Genomic DNA, 16,837 nt, shown 5'->3' with positions numbered 1-16,837 from the left:
AACACTTGGTTGCGAGCGGTTTCCAGGGCGATGGTGCAGCTGGCGCGGTCCGGGTCGGTGTCCGGACAGGACTCGGCGGCCTCGACCATGGCGGTGCGCAGCGCCTGGTAGAGGGCGAGGGTGGTCCACGGTTCTTGCTCGATGCCGAACTGGTCGCTTGAGCGCAGGACCCGTCCGGCCATCAGCGTGGAGCGTAGGGCGAAAAACGCCGACTCGATCTCCCATCGTTCTTGGTAGAGGCGGATGAGCTGGCCAGCGGGGTCGGTAACGGGATCGAAGAGGGTGGTGGCCAGGCGGTAGCGTCCGCCGATGCGGGTGCCGTCCGCGAGGACGCAAACCAGGTCGGCTTCGATGATGCGTACCGTCAGGTCACCGAAACGCGAGAGGTAGGAGCCGTCACTCAGGGGGTGCAGGAGAGGGGGCGGCGGGTGGACATGCATCGGGCCAGGAACTGCGCACCGGTGGCGGCGACCTTGGTCAGGAAGGTGTTGCTGTCGAAGCCCCGGTCGATCAGCACCAGGTAGCGGGCGTGACCTGTGGTTTCCTGTCGGCCGGTTGGTGGTGGAGGGGAGTTTTTCACTCGCTGTGCTGGGCGGTGGGGTCTGATGGCGGGCGCGGCGGTAAGGCGGACATCGCGTCTTCTGCTTCTGCCGGCCCTCATGACCTGCCACCGATGCGATGGGTGTTCAAGTCGGTGGGGCGACTCGGCCACTACGCACACCCTTACCCGGCACACGCGCCTCCCCATCCTCCGCCCAGCGTGGTGTTGAGAGCAGTGACCGGCTTGTGGCTACACGAGAGAGTCGCGTGACTGAAGTAGTCGCAGTGCGGCGAGCGCGTCCGCGAGCGGGATGCGTTCCTGCTCGAGGCGTCGGTGCCGTGTCCAGGTGGGGTCGGTGAGGGCACCGTACATGGCGCGTTCGTCGGCGGTCAGGTGCGGTACGTCGCGGCGTCTGCCGGGGCCGAGTGGTGTGCCGCGGCGGTCGAGTGAGGTACCGAATCGCTCGTACCGTTCGAACGTCACCATGTCCATGAGCATCGAGACGGCAGGGACGCCGTCGGTTCGAAAACCGTCGAGGATTTCAAAGCCGGCTGCGTCGATGTCACCCCAGTAGACGAGCAGCGGCGCGGTGACCAGCCATGGGAGGGCGGCGGCCGCGGCGCCGCCGAATCCGCCTCCTTCTACACACACGCCGCCGGGCACCGGCGGGAACGCGACAGCGGTGTCCTTGTTCTCCGAGATGACGACCACCTGTGGCTCATACGCCAGCGGGACGCGATCGCCGATGCTGATGCAGTCATGGTGCCGGCCACCAGCCGCGCGGTGGTGTGGATCGAGGTAGGTGAGGTGGAGGCGTGCCGGGTGCGCTGGCGCGACTGGCAGCATGTCCAGACCGGCGAGTGCGGCGACGAGGTGCTGGCGCGTGTTGAGCCACTTGGCGTGCATGCCGGGCACAGGCACCTGCCGCGGTGTCAGGCCGGTGGCGTCGTTGTTGCGGAACCACTCCGCGGCGTCGCACAGCAGGGCGAAGTCGGTGTCGGTCCAGTCGTCGACCTCGCGCAGCATGCGCGGCAGGTCCGCTGGTGGCCCGAATCGCTCGACGAGCGTCGCGGCGCGGCTCCTGCCCCGTGCGAGCCGTGTGGTCCAGTCATGGCCGCACAGCGCTACGGCTGCGTCGATGTTCTCCACCCGCAGATGGGTGGGGATGGCCTGAACAGTGCCGTGGACCCGGCGGGTCGCGTCGATGAGATCGACGCCGCGTCCGGCGTGGCTGGTGTGCCACTGCCGCCAGGCGAGCACCTGGCCCTGGTAGGTGGCGAAGTGCTGTTCGAGTTCTGCCCTGTTCGGCGTTCCGAGGGGGAACGAGTGGGGCCATGCCGGCGAGTCGTGAACCCCTGACGTGTGCCCGTCGGCTTGGGTGCTCCCGCGGAGCGCGGTGTGGCAGGCTGCCTGCGGCCAGCTGCGGCGTAGCCGGGCGATCACCTCGGTAACGACGCGCTCTGGTGTCTTCACTGGTGCGACCCTGCCGGGTTTGTCCCGCTGGCTGGGGTCTCGTCGTCGATGGCACGCAACTGGGTTACGTGCGAGCGGCCTGTGGGGGATTTGGTGACGGTGAGGATGAGCGGCATGGTGGGCTCGAGCGCGGTCACCTTGTCCAGCGGAGCGCTGACGATCAGCTGGAATCCGAGTTTCTTCCACGCCTGTACCGACCGGCCGGCGAACTCGGAGTCGGACTTGATGAAGCCCTCGTCGAGGAACACCGGGGCGAAGCGTGGCCGGCGGTCCTCATCACCGAGTTGGTAGCGCAGCGCGGCGCCGACAACGAACGCCATCAGCTCCTGTGTCTCGCCACCGCTTTTGCCGCCGAGGGACGCGTATGTGGCGAGCTCGCGGCCGTGAACGTCGACGCGGACCGCGGTGATCTCCACATGCCGGCGTACGTCGAGGTACACGTCGCGGCTGACGCCGGCGGGTCGTGCGCCGTCGTCGGGCCTGCGCAGAAGGCTGATGAACGATCGCAGGTCCAGGAACCGCTGCTCGGCCTGCTCGTCGCTGATCTCTCCGGTGACGCCGGACGCAAGGTGCGCGAGTTGTCCGCGGAACCGGGCGACGTCCTCGGAGCGCAGTACCCGCAGCGAGATGCGCAGCCGGTCGTTCGCGGGACCGAACGGCAGGGTGGCGAGGATGTCGTTGATCGGGTCGAGTCGGGCGCGGATCTCGTCGAGCGCGGCGCCGAACGCGCCCGACAGGGGGACGAGGTCCTGCCCGCTCCACTCCGACAGGCGGCGGCGCCATTCCCGGCGGCGTTCGGCGAGGCCGGTCGCGACGATCTTGTCGAGGATGTTGCGGTACTCGGGATAGGAGTCGATGCCGACGCCGCGGTTCGGGTCAGGCCAGCGGGACTGGAACTGCTCGAAGATACCGACCAGGGTGCTGGCCGCCGTGGCGGCCTTCTCCTGGGCATGGAGCGTTTGTTCGGCCAGGCGGGAGCGGAGTTTCGGCAGGCCGCGGTCGAAGTCGCTGAGGCTGTCGAGGTTGCTGACGTCCATGAAGAGCGTGTCGAGGTGGCCACACTGATCGTCCGTGAGCGTGACGGTGCCGTCGGTGTCGATGCGGTCAAGCGCGCGCGTTGTCTCGTCCCACTGCTCGCACAGCCGCGCGTACTCGTTTTCGACAGCGTCGAGCTGGTCTTTCGCGCGGATGGCCTTCGTCTGCGTTTCTGACAGTTGTTCTTCCAGCTCCGAGTGCTCTTTGTCGAGGGTGGCGATGACGTCGTTCGTCGCCAGCAGCCGGGCGAGTTCGCTCTGTTTGCTGGTCAGGAGTGCCTGGCTGCCGTCGACGTCGATGTCCGCCCATTCGGTGGCCTGCACCCATTTGTGCGCGCCCTCGAGCCGGTGTAGCCGCTGTGTCTGCTCGTCGCACGCGGCTTCGCGGCGCAGAAGGGTGCCCAGGGAGCCGTCGAGCTCCGCGATCTCGGTGTCGATCTCGGTGAGCCGGTCGGCGGAGGAGAACCCGATGATGGACGCGTCGGCGAGGTCGCCGTGCGCGCCGCGGCGGCCGTTGCGGGTCTGCCCGTTGCGGGTGACGCGCGGCCCGTTGCCATCGAGGTCCACGGGCGTCTCGACGCACAGATGATCGGTGCCGCGACGCGTGACGCGCTCGCGGATCCACCAGCTGAACGGGGACTCCTTGTACAGCAGGCTTGCGGGAGTGGCGCAAACACCAAGGTCAAGCTGGTCAAGCGGCAGATGTACGGCCGCGCCGGGTTCCCTCTGCTCCGCCAGCGCATCCTGCTCTCATGGCTACGCTCCGTTACCATCAGAATCTTGGTAGAGCCGTTAACTTGACACTCCCGTCGCTGTAGTCACGGAGGCGCTTGGTGTACGTGGCGTTGAATTCGGTATACCGCTTGCGGAGTTCAGCGCCCGGCCAGTCCTCAGGCAGCAGTTCTGGGGGCAGATAGGGGTCGATCAGGAGGTGCCGGAGAACCTCGGCGGTGACCATGAATCCGGCGGTCAGATCGCCGACAGCGTCGATCTCTGTACAGAGGCGGCGCGCTTCGTACGCCCAGCCGGGTAGGTCCCAGAGCAACCCGACCAGCTTGAGAGAGTCCGGATAGCGGCTTTCGAAGAAGGTGCACTGTTCGGCGACGGTGCCGCTGAGTTGCCGAAGCAGGTTGTCCGGGCGAATCCATACGCCTTCCCGAAGTTCGGCCAATCGGAATCCGACCATGCTCTTGCGCAGAGCGACCCGTTCGGCAAGCGGCCTGGCCTGGGCCGTGACGATCGCCATTTCCCAGCTCCCGTTCCATTCCTTGGACCGGGGTGAGCAGCTTTCGTCTTGTTGAGCCTGGCGCTGGAGAAGTCGTTCGGTGAGACGGTATACGCCGTTGTCGGCGACGACGTCCCCGTCCGCGACCATCCGTGTCAGCGCCACTCGGGTCGTTCGCTCGGCGATGCCGAACAGTCCGCCGACGCGGATGAGCGCGCTGACCGGGAGCGCGGGTGGATGGTAGCCGAGGAGGGTGCTGAGCGCGACCGATCGGGCGGTGAGCGGCTTGATGACCGGGAGATGACGGTCTCGCACCGCAGGAACGATACGCCTTCGCACATGGTCCATGGGCAGGACGGTAGCGGCATCCACCGCTCGTTGATACATTAATGCATCACCTGATGCGAAGACGTGCGCTGTCCTCGTCGGCGGTGACGTGGACGGCGCACCCGGTACCGGCAGGAGGCTTGTTCAGGTGTGAACCTCTCTATACGCAAGGCCGCGGCTGGTGAGCCGCTCGATCCCACCCATGACGTCCGTCTCACGCGGGCCAGCTGGTGCCGATCCACCCGCGACGGCTTCACTTACAACGGCCCCACTTACAACGGCGACGTGAGTAGCCGGAGCTGGGACGTGCCCCTCGCGCCGCTGGTGGGTCCGAACCCCGTACTCGACGAGGCCACCTGCCGGGGCGGAGCCAACCGGGAAGCCGGCTGGGGCCGGTCAGGGACCCGGCTGCTCCCCCCGTGCCTCTCGCACCTGACCAGGACCGGGACATGACTGACGCGGAGATCCCGTTCGATGTCAGCGCGCTGGAGAGATGGCTGCAGGCCAAGGGTCTCTGCGCCGGGCATGTGCGGTTACGACGCATCGGTGACGGTCATTCCAACCTCACCTACGCCGTCACGACCGGCGAGCGGACTCTTGTGCTGCGCCGACCACCGCGACCGCCTCTGCCCAGGGGCGCGAACGACATGCGGCGGGAGGCGCGCATCCTGCAGGCGCTGGCGGACACCGATGTTCCGGTCCCACGGGTACTCGCCGTCGCCGAGGAGGGCGACGTGATGGATGTGCCCTGCTATGTCATGGAGCATCTCGACGGCCTGATCGCTACCGGTAGCCTGCCGCCGGATCTGGACACCGTCGAGGGGCGTTCTGCCGTCGCCGAAGCCTTCATCGACGTCCTCGCCGCGCTGCACAACGTCGACTGGCGCGGCTGCGGGCTGAGCGATCTCGGACGGCCCGACGGCTTCCTTGAGCGCCAGCTCGACCGGTTGCCCCGCCTGATCGCCGGCGAGGACGGGGTGCTGGAGCAGCCGTTCGATGAGATCCGTGACCAGCTGCGTACCACGGTGCCCACAGCGGGTGAGCCGGCGCTGCTGCACGGCGACTTCCGGTTCGGCAACGTCATGCTCGCGCCCGACAGACCTGCCCGGCTCCTCGGCGTGCTCGACTGGGAGCTGGCCGGGATCGGCGACCCACTCGCGGACCTCGCCTACACGCTCGTTACATACGCCGTTCCCGGCGAGCCGCCGCACGCCCTGACTGAGATGTCCACGATGACGCTGCGCGCCGGCTTCCCGGGACGGGATGCGCTTGCCGCGCGCTACGCGACCGCCACTCGCCGGGAAGTGTCACAGTTGCCCTGGTATGAGGCGTTCCAGCTGTTCAAGCTCGCGATCCTCTTTGAATACAACCGCAGTAAGACCATCACGGGTGAAGGCGACCGCTACTACGCCGATCCCGCGCTCGTCGACGGTCTGCTCGCTGCCTGCCGACGCACACTGCGCCAAGTCGCGGGGTCAACGGCTGGAAAATCCTATTGACTAGCCTACCCGATCTAGTTTAGACCATGACCTGCTCGGAACAGCGAGGAAACCCCATGTCGAAGGTTCTTTACGAGAAACGCGGCGAGATCGCCTACATCACCCTCAACCGCCCCGACAAGCGCAACGCCATCGACACCGAGACCGATAACCTGCTTTTTCAGGCATGGACCGACTTCCGCGACGACCCGGACGTGCGGCTGGCTATTTTGACCGGTGCCGGTGACAAGGCGTTCTGCGCCGGTGCCGATCTGTCCTCCCATGTCGACGGCTGGTTGGAGAGCGGGCCGGGCCTCGGCCGAAGCGTGCTGGGACGCGGCTTCGCAGGGGGGATCACACGTGGGCTGCACCGCACCAACAAGCCGGTCATCGCCGCGCTCAACGGGTGGGTGATCGGCGGAGGCATCGAGTTGGCGCTCGCCTGCGACATCCGGGTCGCCGCCTCTGATATCCAGTTCGGCTTCTACCACATGCGGCGCGGCATGCACTTCGGGGACGGCGGGATCGTGCGGCTGGTCAACACCTGCGGCGTGGGCATCGCCATGGAGCTCGAGCTGATGGGCGAGCCGATCACCGCCGCGCAGGCCAAGGAGTACCACCTGGTCAACCGTATCGTCCCGCGTGAGGACCTGATGGCCACGGTGGAGGACATGGCGGCGAAGATCCTGCGTAACCCGCGGGTCGCGGTCGAATCGGCCAAGGAGACGATCCTCGAGGTCATCGGCCGGCCGCTGGACGACCAGCTGCGCCTCGAATGCCTGTACAGCTACTCCACCATGGGCGACCCCGAGATCGTTGATCGTAAGGACGCGTTCCTGGGTCGGCGGGATGTTGAAGGACGAGGCTGAGGGATGAGCCACGACAACGTTCGCTTCGGTGTGAACCTGATGCCACAGACGTGGGTGGACCAGCCCGTCAAGTCCGGTGCGGCCCTGCTGACGCACCGATCGCGCCTGTTCGACCGCATGGCAAGGGCCGGTATTGATCATGTGATGGTCGGCGACCACGTGATGTTCCATGGTGGGGTCGGCAATGACGGTCTGACCGATGCGGCGTCGGTGGTGACCGCCACCGATGAGCTGGATGTCTATCTGGCCGTCTACCTGATGGTGCTGCGCCACCCGCTGCTCGTCGCCCGCCAGATCCTGACGGTGGCGCAGTTCGCCCCCGGCCGTCTCTCGCTCGGCCTCGGCATCGGCGGTGACGATCGGCGGGAAGTCATCGCCTGCGGCGTCGACCCGAAAACCAGGGGGCGCAGAATGGACGAGTCACTTGGCATCGTCCGTCGCCTGTTGGCCGGAGAGACTGTCAGCTATGAGGGCGAGTTCTTCTCGTTGGACGAGGTACGGCTTCGACCCACGCCGGAGCAGCCGATCCCGCTGGTGGTGGGCGGACGTTCCAACGCCGCGCTGCGACGGGCGGGGCGACTGGGTGACGGCTGGCTCGGCATCTGGACCTCGGCCACGCGCTGCGCCGAGGCGATCGACGCCGTCCAGGCGCACGCGGTGGACGCGGGCCGCACCGATGTCGACTGGAAGCACGGCATGACGTTCTGGTGCGGGTTCGGCTCCGACCGGTCCGATGCGCGCAACAGGGTGGCCCCGGCGATGGAAGACCTCTACCGCACTCCGTTCGACAAATTCGAGTCCTACGTCCCCTACGGCACGGTGGAGGACGTGGCCGAGTTCGTCGCGCCTTTCATCGAAGCCGGTTGCACCACCTTCAACTTCATCCCGTTCGCGGGCAGTGACGAGGCCGGTATCGACGCCGTGGCCGATGTGCGCAAGCTGCTGCAGGGCGGTTCGTGATGGTCGCAGGCTACGATTCCGACTCGTTGGCGGAGGCCCATTCATGCTGAGTCACCGCAAGGTCTACGACGACGATCAGCGCATGTTCCGGCAGTCGGTCCGGCGCTTTGTCTCCAGCGAGATCGAGCCGAACTTCGAACGCTGGGAAGCCGCCGGCATCGTGGACCGCGAGTTGTGGCGGAAGGCCGGTGAGTCGGGCATCCTCTGCGCGCAGGTGCCTGAGGAGTATGGCGGCATCGGCGACTTCCGGTTCAACGCCGTGGTCATCGAGGAGTGCTCGTACGCCGGCTTTGCCGGACCTACCGGCAACTTTACCGCCCACAGCGACGTGAGCTGCGGATACATTCTCGATTACGGCAGCGAGAATATCCGGAAGACATGGCTGCCCCGCATGGTCAGCGGCGAGGCAGTGTGTGCGATCGCGATGAGCGAGCCGGCTGCCGGCAGCGACATCCGGGGCCTGCGCACCCGCGCGGTCCGCGACGGCGACGACTACGTCATCTCCGGCCAGAAGACATTCATCTCCAACGGCCAGCACTGCGACATCGCCGTCGTGGTGGCAAAGACCGATCCCGCCGCCGGTTCCCGTGGGATGAGTCTTTTCCTGGTGGAGGCCGACCGACCCGGCTTCAGCCGGGGACGCAATCTCGAGAAGCTCGGGCACCACAGTGCCGACACATCGGAGATATTTTTCGACAACGTCCGGGTGCCGGTCACCAACCTTTTGGGCCAGGAAGGCGGGGCGATGGCCGCGATGATGGCCGAGCTCCCCCAGGAGCGCCTCATCATCGCCGTCGCCTCGATCGCCGCCGCGCAGAAGGCGTTTGATATCACTGTGGACCATGTGCGTCAGCGTCGCGCCTTCGGCTCCGTGATCGGCGACATGCAGAACACCAGGTTCAAGCTGGCTGAGCTGAAGGCCGAGCTGCAGGTGGGATGGGTCTTCGTCGACCAGCGCCTGGCCGAGCTCGTACAGGGCGAGCTGACGAGCGATCGCGCGTCGATCGCGAAGATGTGGGTGAGCGAGATGCAGGGCCGCGTCGTCGACCAGTGCCTGCAGTTCTTCGGCGGATACAGCTTCATGCGCGAGTACGAGATCTGCCGCCTCTATGCCGACGCACGCGTACAACGGATCTATGGTGGTAGCAACGAGGTCATGCGAGAGATCATCGCGCGAACTCTCTAGACAACGACGTCAGAGCACCGAAGGGAGCGTCATGGCGGACAAGCGGATCTGGTGTGGGGTATGTGAGGCATCCTGTGGCCTCATCGCCACTGTACAGGACGGCAAGATTCTCACGCTGCGCCCGGACAAGGACCATCCACAGTCCCGCGGGTTCGCCTGTACCAAGGGCATCAATTTCCCTGACGTGCTGAACGATCCCGACCGGCTGCGTGACCCGGTGAAGCGCAACGCCGACGGCACGTTCACGACGGTCAGCTGGAACGAGGCGCTGGATGACATCGGCGTACGACTGAGATCGGTGATCAAATTATACGGCCGGGAGTCCGTCGGTATCGGCTTGGGTAATCCGAACGCTTGGAACTACGGTGCTTTTCTCACGCTGTTCGGTATGGCCGCCGCGTTGAAGACGAAGCACTTCTACACGGCCAGCTCCGTCGACATCAACAACTACTGGGTGGTCAGCCAGCTCCTGTACGGCAACAACCTGACCAACCCGATCCCCGACTTCGCCAGGACCGACTTCGCACTCATCCTCGGCGCCAACCCGGTCGTGTCGCACGGGTCGATGGCCACCATCGGTCGGATCCGCGAAACACTCCTGGAGATCCCGAAGCGGGGCGGGCGGGTCATCGTCGTCGATCCGCGCCGTACGGAGACCGCGCGCCTCTTCGAGCACGTTCCGATCCGCCCAGAGAGCGACGTCTGGCTGATCGCCGGAATGCTCAAGGTGATCGTCGATGCCGAGCTGGTGGACAGGATCCGACTGGCCACGCAAGCCAGCGGAGTCGAGTTTGCACTCGGGTTGGTACGGGACGTCGACCTTGACCGGGTCGAGGCTGAGACAGGCATCCCTCGAAGCACCGTCGAAAAGCTCGGCCGTGACCTGGCATCCGCCGGATCCGCCTGTGTCTACGGCCGATGCGGCGCCTCACTCGGACGTTTCTCCACCCTGACAAAATATTTCATCGACGTGCTCAACATCATCACGGGCAACCTCGACAGCCCGGGTGGCATGGTCTTCGCCCGGCCGATGGTCGACCTCGAACTGATGACCAAGGTTCTCCGCGCCAGTGGGTACGACCGCTGGCGTACCCGGGTCGATGGCATACCCGAGGTTCTCGGCACCTCGCCCTGGGCGACGTTCCCCCGCGAGGTGCACACGCCTGGGCGGGGTCAACTTCGCGCCATGGTGTGCGTCGCCACCAACGCCGCCACCACCTCGCCGGCCTGTGACGAGATGGAGCGCGCGTTCGCCGCGCTGGACCTGTTCGTATCGCTCGATCCGTACATCACCGAGACCAACCGACACGCCGACTACATCCTGCCACCCACCCTGTTGCTCGAACGCGAAGGTTTCCCCGTCTTCACACAGTCACACAACGCGGTGCCTTACGCCCAGTGGACCGATGCCGTCGCCGCGGCACCCCCGAACGTCCGGGACGACTGGCGCACGCTGGACGAGATCTGCAAGCGCATCGGACTCGTACCATCCCCGGCACCTGGGGCACAGCTCATGGGCAAGCTCGGAATCCGGGTACCTCCGCACGTCGGGGTGGACATCTTCATGAGGTTGGGTCCGGACGGCGACCTGTTCGGCCTGCGCCGCGGTGGTCTGAGCCGTAAGAAGCTGCTGAAGAACGACGGCGCGCTCAAACTCGGGGATAATTCCCCCACCGATGTGCTCCGTAAGCGTCTGCACACCAAGGATCATCTCGTACACCTGGAACATCCGCGATTCGCCGAGGAGATGCGGCGACTCACCACCTCCACGACAGTCGACGCCGACCACCCGCTCAAACTGTTCAGCATCCGCGAGGCACGCTCGCAGAACTCGTGGCTGCATAACATTCCTCGGTTGATGTCGGGCAATCGGTCGTGCCGGCTGAGGATGCACCCGGACGACGCTGGCAGTCGCGGGCTCTCAGATGGTACGGCCGTTCGGGTCGGTTCTCGCTGGGGCGAGATCGAAGTGTTGCTCGAAGTAACGGATGAGGTTATGCAAGGCTCCGTCGGGCTCAATCAACACTGGGGTCACAAGGGTGGTTGGCGTGTCGCGGTCGCCGCCGGTGGCGCACGCTACAACGACCTCGTGCCCAACGGCACCGAGACATTGGATGCCATCTCCGGCAACGCCTGGATCAATGGCATCGGAGTAGAGGTCACGTCGGTAGAGACGGTTTCTGTCGGGGCCCGTTCCAGGGCAGCGACCGACATGCTCACGGGATAGGCTGTGGCTGTCCCGGTGTTGTACTTGTACTTCTGATCGTGTAGGAGTGGCAGCGGCGTCCGGTCCAGATCTGAACCGTCCCGCCGCATCCCTCGGAGCGCACGGGCGGTGTCATCGGCTGATCTCCGGCAAGCAGGTCGTGGAGCGTTCCTGATCGGGTGGAACTACTGCTGGCTGACATGACAAGACCGTCCACCAAAAACGGTCACAACACCGGGCCCGCTCTTAATCGGTGTGACATCCCATCGCCTCACCCCGCTGCCACGTGCGCTTCACTCCTGTCTCCGCGGTTCCTAGTGTCCTGAGTCGTTAATTCGTTCGCAGTAGGCGGCGAGGGTCTCGAGGATCTGGTCCGCGGTCTTGGTCCAGATGAACGGCTTGGGGTCCTTGTTCCAGGCGTTGATCCACCGGCGGATGTCGGCTTCGAGTTCGACGACGGAGCGGTGGTGCTTTGGAGGTGATGGGAGCAAGGGCGGCTGCGAGCAACAGGCCGGCGTAGACAAGGCTGGTCACGATAAAACAACGGATTCCCAATATTATCTATGTACTGGTGGCTTTCCTATATATCCTGACAACGAAACGGCGCGGGTCCCGTGACGGGAGACCGCCATGCGGGGACGGTAAAGGCTGCGGGTGGGAGTCCGCCGCGTACCCGATGGTTCTCGCAAGTGGGCATCAAGCTGACTCGTGCCACCCAGGGCCAATGAACATACCCCCGCTGGGGGGTGTGTCACCCCTCACACTTGTGGCAAGCTTTCTGGAAACTCACCGTTAAGTGCGTGGCGCTGGATCGGTGCATTTGTCGCCGTGTCACAGTGACACGTCAGCGGTGCGGGAGATGCCAGAACGACCTCTGACCGAATTGCACGTCTGAACTGACAGGAGTACGCACGAGCGGGGTCGGAGTCATGGTAGGTGGATCACGGTGCACCTGTTTGTCAAATCGAAAAACGATCATATCTGTGGAGTGCGGACATCGCAAGGCTTTCCGGATGCACTGAGAAGCGGTCGAAGGAGCAATTCCGAACGGATCGCCATGGTGCGGACGACGCTGTCACCAAGTTGGTCGGAGGCAGTACGCGTTATCGGAAAATCTTGAAAGAGAGCGCGATCAGTGTTGTAGTCCGCTACGACATCTACCGACCATGATCCAGAATCAAACTTCTGATTGTCAGTGGATGTCTACCGTTTTAGGACTGGAACGGCAGGGAGATAATGATCATATTTGTGGAGGTGGCAGCCGGCTGCGGTCTGCTCGGCGGCGGGGTGGTTGAGAACGAGGGCTGCGAGTGGTGGTCTGATCCGAAGCCGCCGGTGACGGTACGGTGCCGGGTGTGCTCACCGGGATGTAAGTCGAGGATTTTCGCGGGGTACGACGCGACGCCGGTCGGGGAGAAAGACGCGATCCTGCGCTGGAAACGATTATGCCTGACACATGTTGTTGAATGGGCCAGGGCACGCGACGCAGGGGCGTTGGCGGGGTCATCGAAGCCGAAGGGCTGTCTGCCGACGGGTGACCGTGAACTAGAAGCTTTACGGGCGCGGCCGGGGCGGTTGGGAAAGGAACTGGCGAAGGCCCAGTCCGTGATCTATACGCAGGGAAAAGCTGCCGCGCTCTTGGGGGCACTCTCCGAGAGCGCAGCCGTCTACAACGACGATCCGAACTCGCGGCCGACCTCGAGCAGGTGACCGAGGATGCGATGGCCGCGCCGGCTCCGAGGGTCGATGTGGCGGCGCCGTGCAGGGCGTTGGGCCGATCGTGGACCGGCCATTACCGGCGACGCTGGACAAGCCGAACGCCGTCTCGTCCGGCGCCGAAAGCGTCTCGTGAGCGGGTGCAGCGGCGAGCGCTAAGCCTGGTCGAGCACGGGCAGGCCTTGACTGTCCTGCGCGACCCCCGGTTCGTTGACGCCAATCCGACGTGGGTGTGCGCAATTTTACTTGACGAGGGTGTCCACTCGTCCTTACAGCGGAGCATGTACCAGCCGCTCGCCGAGGCCGGTGAATCCGAAGAGCACCGTACTCAGGCCAGGCATCCCGTGCACGTCAGACCCGAGTTCTCGGCGGCCTGGTCCAACGAGATTCGTTCCCGGGACGCCACGAAGCTCCACAGCCCGGAGAGATGGATCTATTACTGTCTGTACATCATTGCCGATGTTTACAACCGCTGTGCCATCGGATGGATGCTCGCGGGGAAAGAAAACGAGGCGCTCGCCAGAACCCTGCCGATCGTCGACAGGTATGCGACGCGGGACATCGGCCGCGGCCGGCTGACCGTGCACGCCGACGGGAGCGGTTCGCCGCCCTCGAAACCGGTCGTGCTGTTGTTCGCCGACCCGGAAGTCATCCGATCGGATTTTTGGCTCTCCATGTCGAGTGACAGCCCTTATTTGGGACTCCAGTTCGCGACGACGAGATATCGTTTCGACTGCTCCGACGATGTCGAGACTCCTCACGCGCGCTGTCGGGTCTTCTTTGTCTGCCGCAACGGTCGCCGTCGGCGTTTCGGGCTCGAGCTGCTCACCCCGGCTGAGGCGCACTACGGCCAGGCCAGGGCCATCCGAATGGCCTGCGTTGCCGTTCTTCCAGGTAGCGGCCTTCCAAGGGGTTCGTCCGCCGCCTACCGACGTCGCCACAACTCCCCGTACCAATGTTTATGAACCCGTCGCCTCATGTCCCGGACAGACGGGCCCTGGTGGCGCCGAACCGACCAGTAGAAATTTACCCAGGATGCTGTCCTGAAAAGATTGACGGATTCCGCTCCGGAGCGTCAACCGAAGGGAGTAACGCAGCTGCGGACTTCGCTCCATGAGCGTAAAAAGATTGTCTGCGAGAGTCGGAAAATCGTGAGCCGATAGGCTGCATATCAACTATTCAGGGAGTGTTTATGAGCCCAGTTGCTGGAGCGATATCTGGAAGGCACGGCTCGAGGCCAGGCCAGGCCCGTGCTTTACCGGAACTCGGGGCGGATGCTGTCGCCCGGCTTCCCTCGCCCCTGCGGCGACTGCTGGTCGAGATCGGACAGCTCGGTCAGTTGCTCGGCCAGATATTCTTCACCGCCGTGCGGAATCCGCGGGGTTACTGGTTGGATACGCTTGATGAAATCTACTCGATGTTGCGTTATTGTTGGATACCCGTCTTCGTGTCAATCGGCGGGTTCGTTTTTCTCATGTCAAATTATTCGTATAATCTCGTTAGTTTAATCGGTGCGCAAAGTCGAGTCAGCACGTACCTGGTCATGGCCGTCACACGAGAAATTTCGCCGTTCTGCACCGGTATGGCCGTGGCAGGAGTCATGGGCGCAGCAATGACGGCCGACCTGGGCGCTCGTCGCGTCCGGGAAGAGCTCGATGCGATGAGGGTGCTGGGTGTCGATGTCGTGCGCACCCTGGTATTACCGCGAGTTCTGGCAATCACAGTCATGACGGTTGCGTTCGCGCTGGTCGGCCTGCTCATGGGACTGGGTATGGGCTTAACGGCGGCCACAGTGGTGGGCAACAGTTCCGTTGCTTCTTTCATGGGTAACTTCCTGTCCATCATGACCACCCCCGAGCTGGTCGGACTCCTCGCCAAGATCGCTTTCACCGGGCTGTTCATCGGCGTGATCTGCGCTAAGAAAGGTCTTACCGCGAGTGGTGGGCCGGAGGGTGTTGGCAAGGCGGTCAACCAAGCGGTCGTCATTTGTTTCATCGCTGTTTGGATCATCAATTTCAATGTCAATGCAATCATGCTCGGCCTGAACCCCGACATGCTGGTTAACCGGTAAAGGAGGTTGGTAGTGACAATAACTGACGACAAGGAAAGCCCGCCTCCCCCAGCAAATGCGTCACGCTCCGGTTCGCTACGAACTTCTGACCGTGACAGCCAGCATTTGATTGAGGATGTCGGCGGCGCTGTGATCTTCATTGGGAAGATCTTGCGTGCCTTGCCGGAAGCGCGCAGCTACATGTCCGAGGTCTTACGGCAGGCCGGCATTCTGATTATTTCCAGCTCGGCGATCATCTGGACCCTGATGATGGTGCTGGGTGCCGAAGGCTCGCTGGAAGGTCACTATCTACTCAGACAGCTGGGTGCTGCGGACTACACGGCAATCTTTACTTCCACAGGGGAGTACTCGGCAGGTCCGTCAATTTTTGGATGGATTCTGGCTGCCAAGGTCGGGTGCGGTCTGGTAGCCGAGCTTGGATCGATGCGGATCAGCGAAGAAATCGATGCTCTCGAAGTCATGGGCATCGGTTCATTAGCTTATCTCGTAAGCACCAGAATCTTGGCAATTTTTCTCGTGATGCCATTTCTACTTATTGTTGGCTTCGGATTGATGTTCCTTACAAGTCATGTCTTGAGCATTTATTTTTTCCACAGCGTCTCGGCCGGCGGCTATGAGACCGTCTTTTGGACGTTCATGACTCAGATGGACTTCCTCGGAGCAGTGGCATGTTCGATGCTGATGGGCGTCGGAATTGTCATCGTCGGCTGCTACTACGGGTACACGGCGAGTGGCGGACCGGTCGGAGTGGGTAGGAACACCGCGAAGTCAATGATTATCAACATGGTTGTCGTTGCCGTGATCGGCGTTATTTCCCAGCGTCTTTTCTTCGGTGGTCTTACCCGTGCGCCGATTGGGCACTGAAACGGTGTCCGGCGCCGAGTTCATCTCTGCGTTCTGAGAGGAAATTGCATGTACAGTGACGACCAGACAGATAATCAGATGTTCGCCGGGGAACAGTCGGAGGTCATCTATAGCGACCCACCAGATGATGTCCGGCACGCCGTGAGAATACGTAACGTACGAAAAGCGTTCGGCTCCTTCCGGGTACTTGATGGTCTGAATATCGATTTTGCGGACGACGCCATCACTACAGTTCTTGGACCGTCCGGTACGGGTAAGAGCGTTCTCCTGAAGCATATCGTGGGCCTTTTGGAGCCAGATTCTGGACAAGTCCTGGTCTTCGATCAGGATATTTGGTCCGCGAGTGAGCGGGAACGGCAGGAGTTGCGCAAGAGATTCGGTGTTCTTTTCCAGGACGGTGCTCTTTTCGGCTCGATGAACGTGTATGACAACGTTGCATTTCCGCTTCGTAAGCACACGGATATGCGCGAGACAAAAATTCGCGAACTGGTCATGAGAAGGTTAGAAGAGGTTGGTTTGCTAGCTGCTGCGACAAAAATGCCTGGCGAGATATCTGGTGGTATGAAGAAGCGTGCTGGTTTCGCTCGTGCGCTTGTTGTAAGTCCCAAGGTCGTTCTTTTCGACGAGCCGGATTCCGGTCTTGATCCGGTGCGGACCAGCCTGCTAAACGATCTTATTTTAAAAATACACCAAGAACATAAAGGGACGTATGTGCTGGTCACGCATGATATCCAGACCGCTCGGAAGGTGAGTGACCGCATCGGCGTCATCTGGAAAGGAAAACTTGTTCAGTACGGCCCGACAGAGGAAGTGTTCAACTCGCCCGACCCGTTCGTCCGCCAGTTCCTGGCAGGCAAGTCTGCCGGGCCATTGGGAATGGATTAGAA

At 63.3% G+C, this 16,837-nt stretch carries 15 protein-coding genes and 3 pseudogenes; 12 read left to right on the top strand and 6 right to left on the bottom strand.

Annotation, left to right across the window (positions count from 1 at the left end; genetic code table 11):
- The 4 genes and pseudogenes from NBW84_RS05595 to NBW84_RS05580 all read right to left on the bottom strand — a co-directional run.
- Nucleotides 1-440, bottom strand: a pseudogene (locus NBW84_RS05595) (IS4 family transposase); the annotation flags it as partial.
- Nucleotides 401-580, bottom strand: coding sequence for a hypothetical protein (locus NBW84_RS05590; RefSeq protein WP_250282330.1), 180 nt, complete (start codon nucleotides 578-580; stop codon nucleotides 401-403). The pseudogene NBW84_RS05595 and the gene NBW84_RS05590, both read right to left, overlap by 40 nt.
- A gap of 210 nt (nucleotides 581-790) precedes the next feature.
- The gene (locus tag NBW84_RS05585; RefSeq protein ID WP_250282328.1) at nucleotides 791-2,014 is read right to left on the bottom strand and encodes a Wadjet anti-phage system protein JetD domain-containing protein; all 1,224 of its coding nucleotides are present in this window, start codon (nucleotides 2,012-2,014) and stop codon (nucleotides 791-793) included.
- Nucleotides 2,011-3,615, bottom strand: a complete 1,605-nt coding sequence (locus NBW84_RS05580; protein WP_250282327.1) for an SbcC/MukB-like Walker B domain-containing protein — start codon at nucleotides 3,613-3,615, stop codon at nucleotides 2,011-2,013. Before NBW84_RS05580 ends, NBW84_RS05585 begins: the two co-directional genes overlap by 4 nt.
- Nucleotides 3,616-3,633: 18 nt before the next feature.
- Here NBW84_RS05580 and NBW84_RS24095 point away from each other — a divergent pair.
- Nucleotides 3,634-3,849 (top strand): annotated as a pseudogene (locus tag NBW84_RS24095) (hypothetical protein); the annotation flags it as partial.
- On the opposite strand, the gene NBW84_RS05575 reads toward NBW84_RS24095, so the two are convergent.
- Complete coding sequence (locus tag NBW84_RS05575; RefSeq protein ID WP_250282325.1) at nucleotides 3,821-4,660, bottom strand: PaaX family transcriptional regulator C-terminal domain-containing protein; 840 nt, start codon at nucleotides 4,658-4,660, stop codon at nucleotides 3,821-3,823. The pseudogene NBW84_RS24095 and the gene NBW84_RS05575 overlap by 29 nt on opposite strands.
- Before the next feature lie 90 nt (nucleotides 4,661-4,750).
- Here NBW84_RS05575 and NBW84_RS05570 point away from each other — a divergent pair, with 90 nt between their 5' ends.
- Genes NBW84_RS05570 through NBW84_RS05545 form a run of 6 tightly spaced genes read left to right on the top strand, consistent with a single transcriptional unit; the run spans nucleotide 4,751 to nucleotide 11,320 of the window.
- Nucleotides 4,751-5,053, top strand: a complete 303-nt coding sequence (locus tag NBW84_RS05570) for a hypothetical protein (RefSeq protein ID WP_250282323.1) — start codon at nucleotides 4,751-4,753, stop codon at nucleotides 5,051-5,053.
- Nucleotides 5,050-6,099 carry a phosphotransferase family protein gene (locus NBW84_RS05565; protein WP_250282322.1) on the top strand — a complete coding sequence of 350 codons (1,050 nt, stop codon included), beginning with the start codon at nucleotides 5,050-5,052 and terminating at the stop codon, nucleotides 6,097-6,099. Before NBW84_RS05570 ends, NBW84_RS05565 begins: the two co-directional genes overlap by 4 nt.
- A gap of 26 nt (nucleotides 6,100-6,125) precedes the next feature.
- Nucleotides 6,126-6,947, top strand: coding sequence for an enoyl-CoA hydratase/isomerase family protein (locus NBW84_RS05560; protein WP_250282320.1), 822 nt, complete (start codon nucleotides 6,126-6,128; stop codon nucleotides 6,945-6,947).
- Between the two features lie 3 nt (nucleotides 6,948-6,950).
- Nucleotides 6,951-7,907, top strand: coding sequence for an LLM class flavin-dependent oxidoreductase (locus NBW84_RS05555; RefSeq protein ID WP_250282319.1), 957 nt, complete (start codon nucleotides 6,951-6,953; stop codon nucleotides 7,905-7,907).
- Between the two features lie 43 nt (nucleotides 7,908-7,950).
- The gene (locus tag NBW84_RS05550; protein ID WP_250282318.1) at nucleotides 7,951-9,093 is read left to right on the top strand and encodes an acyl-CoA dehydrogenase family protein; all 1,143 of its coding nucleotides are present in this window, start codon (nucleotides 7,951-7,953) and stop codon (nucleotides 9,091-9,093) included.
- A 31-nt stretch (nucleotides 9,094-9,124) separates the two neighbouring features.
- A complete protein-coding gene (locus NBW84_RS05545; protein ID WP_250282317.1) occupies nucleotides 9,125-11,320 on the top strand; it encodes a molybdopterin-dependent oxidoreductase in 2,196 nt (731 codons plus the stop codon).
- Nucleotides 11,321-11,613: 293 nt separating this feature from the next.
- Here the strand turns inward: NBW84_RS05545 and NBW84_RS05540 are convergent.
- Nucleotides 11,614-11,766 (bottom strand): annotated as a pseudogene (locus tag NBW84_RS05540) (IS630 family transposase); the annotation flags it as partial.
- A gap of 781 nt (nucleotides 11,767-12,547) precedes the next feature.
- Between NBW84_RS05540 and NBW84_RS05535 the strand changes: the two are divergent.
- The 5 genes from NBW84_RS05535 (at nucleotide 12,548) to NBW84_RS05515 (ending at nucleotide 16,835) form a co-directional block, all read left to right on the top strand.
- A complete protein-coding gene (locus NBW84_RS05535) occupies nucleotides 12,548-13,009 on the top strand; it encodes a hypothetical protein (RefSeq protein WP_250282315.1) in 462 nt (153 codons plus the stop codon).
- Between the two features lie 188 nt (nucleotides 13,010-13,197).
- Nucleotides 13,198-13,980 carry a hypothetical protein gene (locus NBW84_RS05530; protein WP_250282313.1) on the top strand — a complete coding sequence of 261 codons (783 nt, stop codon included), beginning with the start codon at nucleotides 13,198-13,200 and terminating at the stop codon, nucleotides 13,978-13,980.
- A gap of 227 nt (nucleotides 13,981-14,207) precedes the next feature.
- Entirely contained in the window at nucleotides 14,208-15,086 is an 879-nt protein-coding gene (locus NBW84_RS05525) for an MlaE family ABC transporter permease (RefSeq protein ID WP_250282312.1), read from the top strand.
- 12 nt (nucleotides 15,087-15,098) lie between these two features.
- Nucleotides 15,099-15,950 carry an ABC transporter permease gene (locus NBW84_RS05520; RefSeq protein ID WP_250282310.1) on the top strand — a complete coding sequence of 284 codons (852 nt, stop codon included), beginning with the start codon at nucleotides 15,099-15,101 and terminating at the stop codon, nucleotides 15,948-15,950.
- Nucleotides 15,951-16,028: 78 nt separating this feature from the next.
- Nucleotides 16,029-16,835: an ABC transporter ATP-binding protein gene (locus NBW84_RS05515; RefSeq protein ID WP_445548642.1), complete on the top strand. Its 807-nt coding sequence runs from the start codon at nucleotides 16,029-16,031 to the stop codon at nucleotides 16,833-16,835.
- Nucleotides 16,836-16,837: the final 2 nt, after the last annotated feature.

Origin of the sequence: Protofrankia sp. CiP1_Cm_nod2 (assembly GCF_920664355.1) — a bacterium.
Lineage (GTDB): Bacteria > Actinomycetota > Actinomycetes > Frankiales > Frankiaceae > Protofrankia.
This window is presented reverse-complemented; position numbering and strand designations above follow the sequence as displayed.

Bases quoted from the DNA above. Each gene is read 5' to 3' on its own strand.
- NBW84_RS05550 (WP_250282318.1), top strand. From the start codon at position 7,951: ATGCTGAGTCACCGCAAGGTCTACGACGACGATCAGCGCATGTTCCGG.
- NBW84_RS05565 (WP_250282322.1), top strand. From the start codon at position 5,050: ATGACTGACGCGGAGATCCCGTTCGATGTCAGCGCGCTGGAGAGATGG.
- NBW84_RS05525 (WP_250282312.1), top strand. From the start codon at position 14,208: ATGAGCCCAGTTGCTGGAGCGATATCTGGAAGGCACGGCTCGAGGCCA.
- NBW84_RS05560 (WP_250282320.1), top strand. From the start codon at position 6,126: ATGACCTGCTCGGAACAGCGAGGAAACCCCATGTCGAAGGTTCTTTAC.
- NBW84_RS05515 (WP_445548642.1), top strand. From the start codon at position 16,029: ATGTTCGCCGGGGAACAGTCGGAGGTCATCTATAGCGACCCACCAGAT.
- NBW84_RS05555 (WP_250282319.1), top strand. From the start codon at position 6,951: ATGAGCCACGACAACGTTCGCTTCGGTGTGAACCTGATGCCACAGACG.
- NBW84_RS05545 (WP_250282317.1), top strand. From the start codon at position 9,125: ATGGCGGACAAGCGGATCTGGTGTGGGGTATGTGAGGCATCCTGTGGC.
- NBW84_RS05575 (WP_250282325.1), bottom strand. From the start codon at position 4,660: ATGTATCAACGAGCGGTGGATGCCGCTACCGTCCTGCCCATGGACCAT.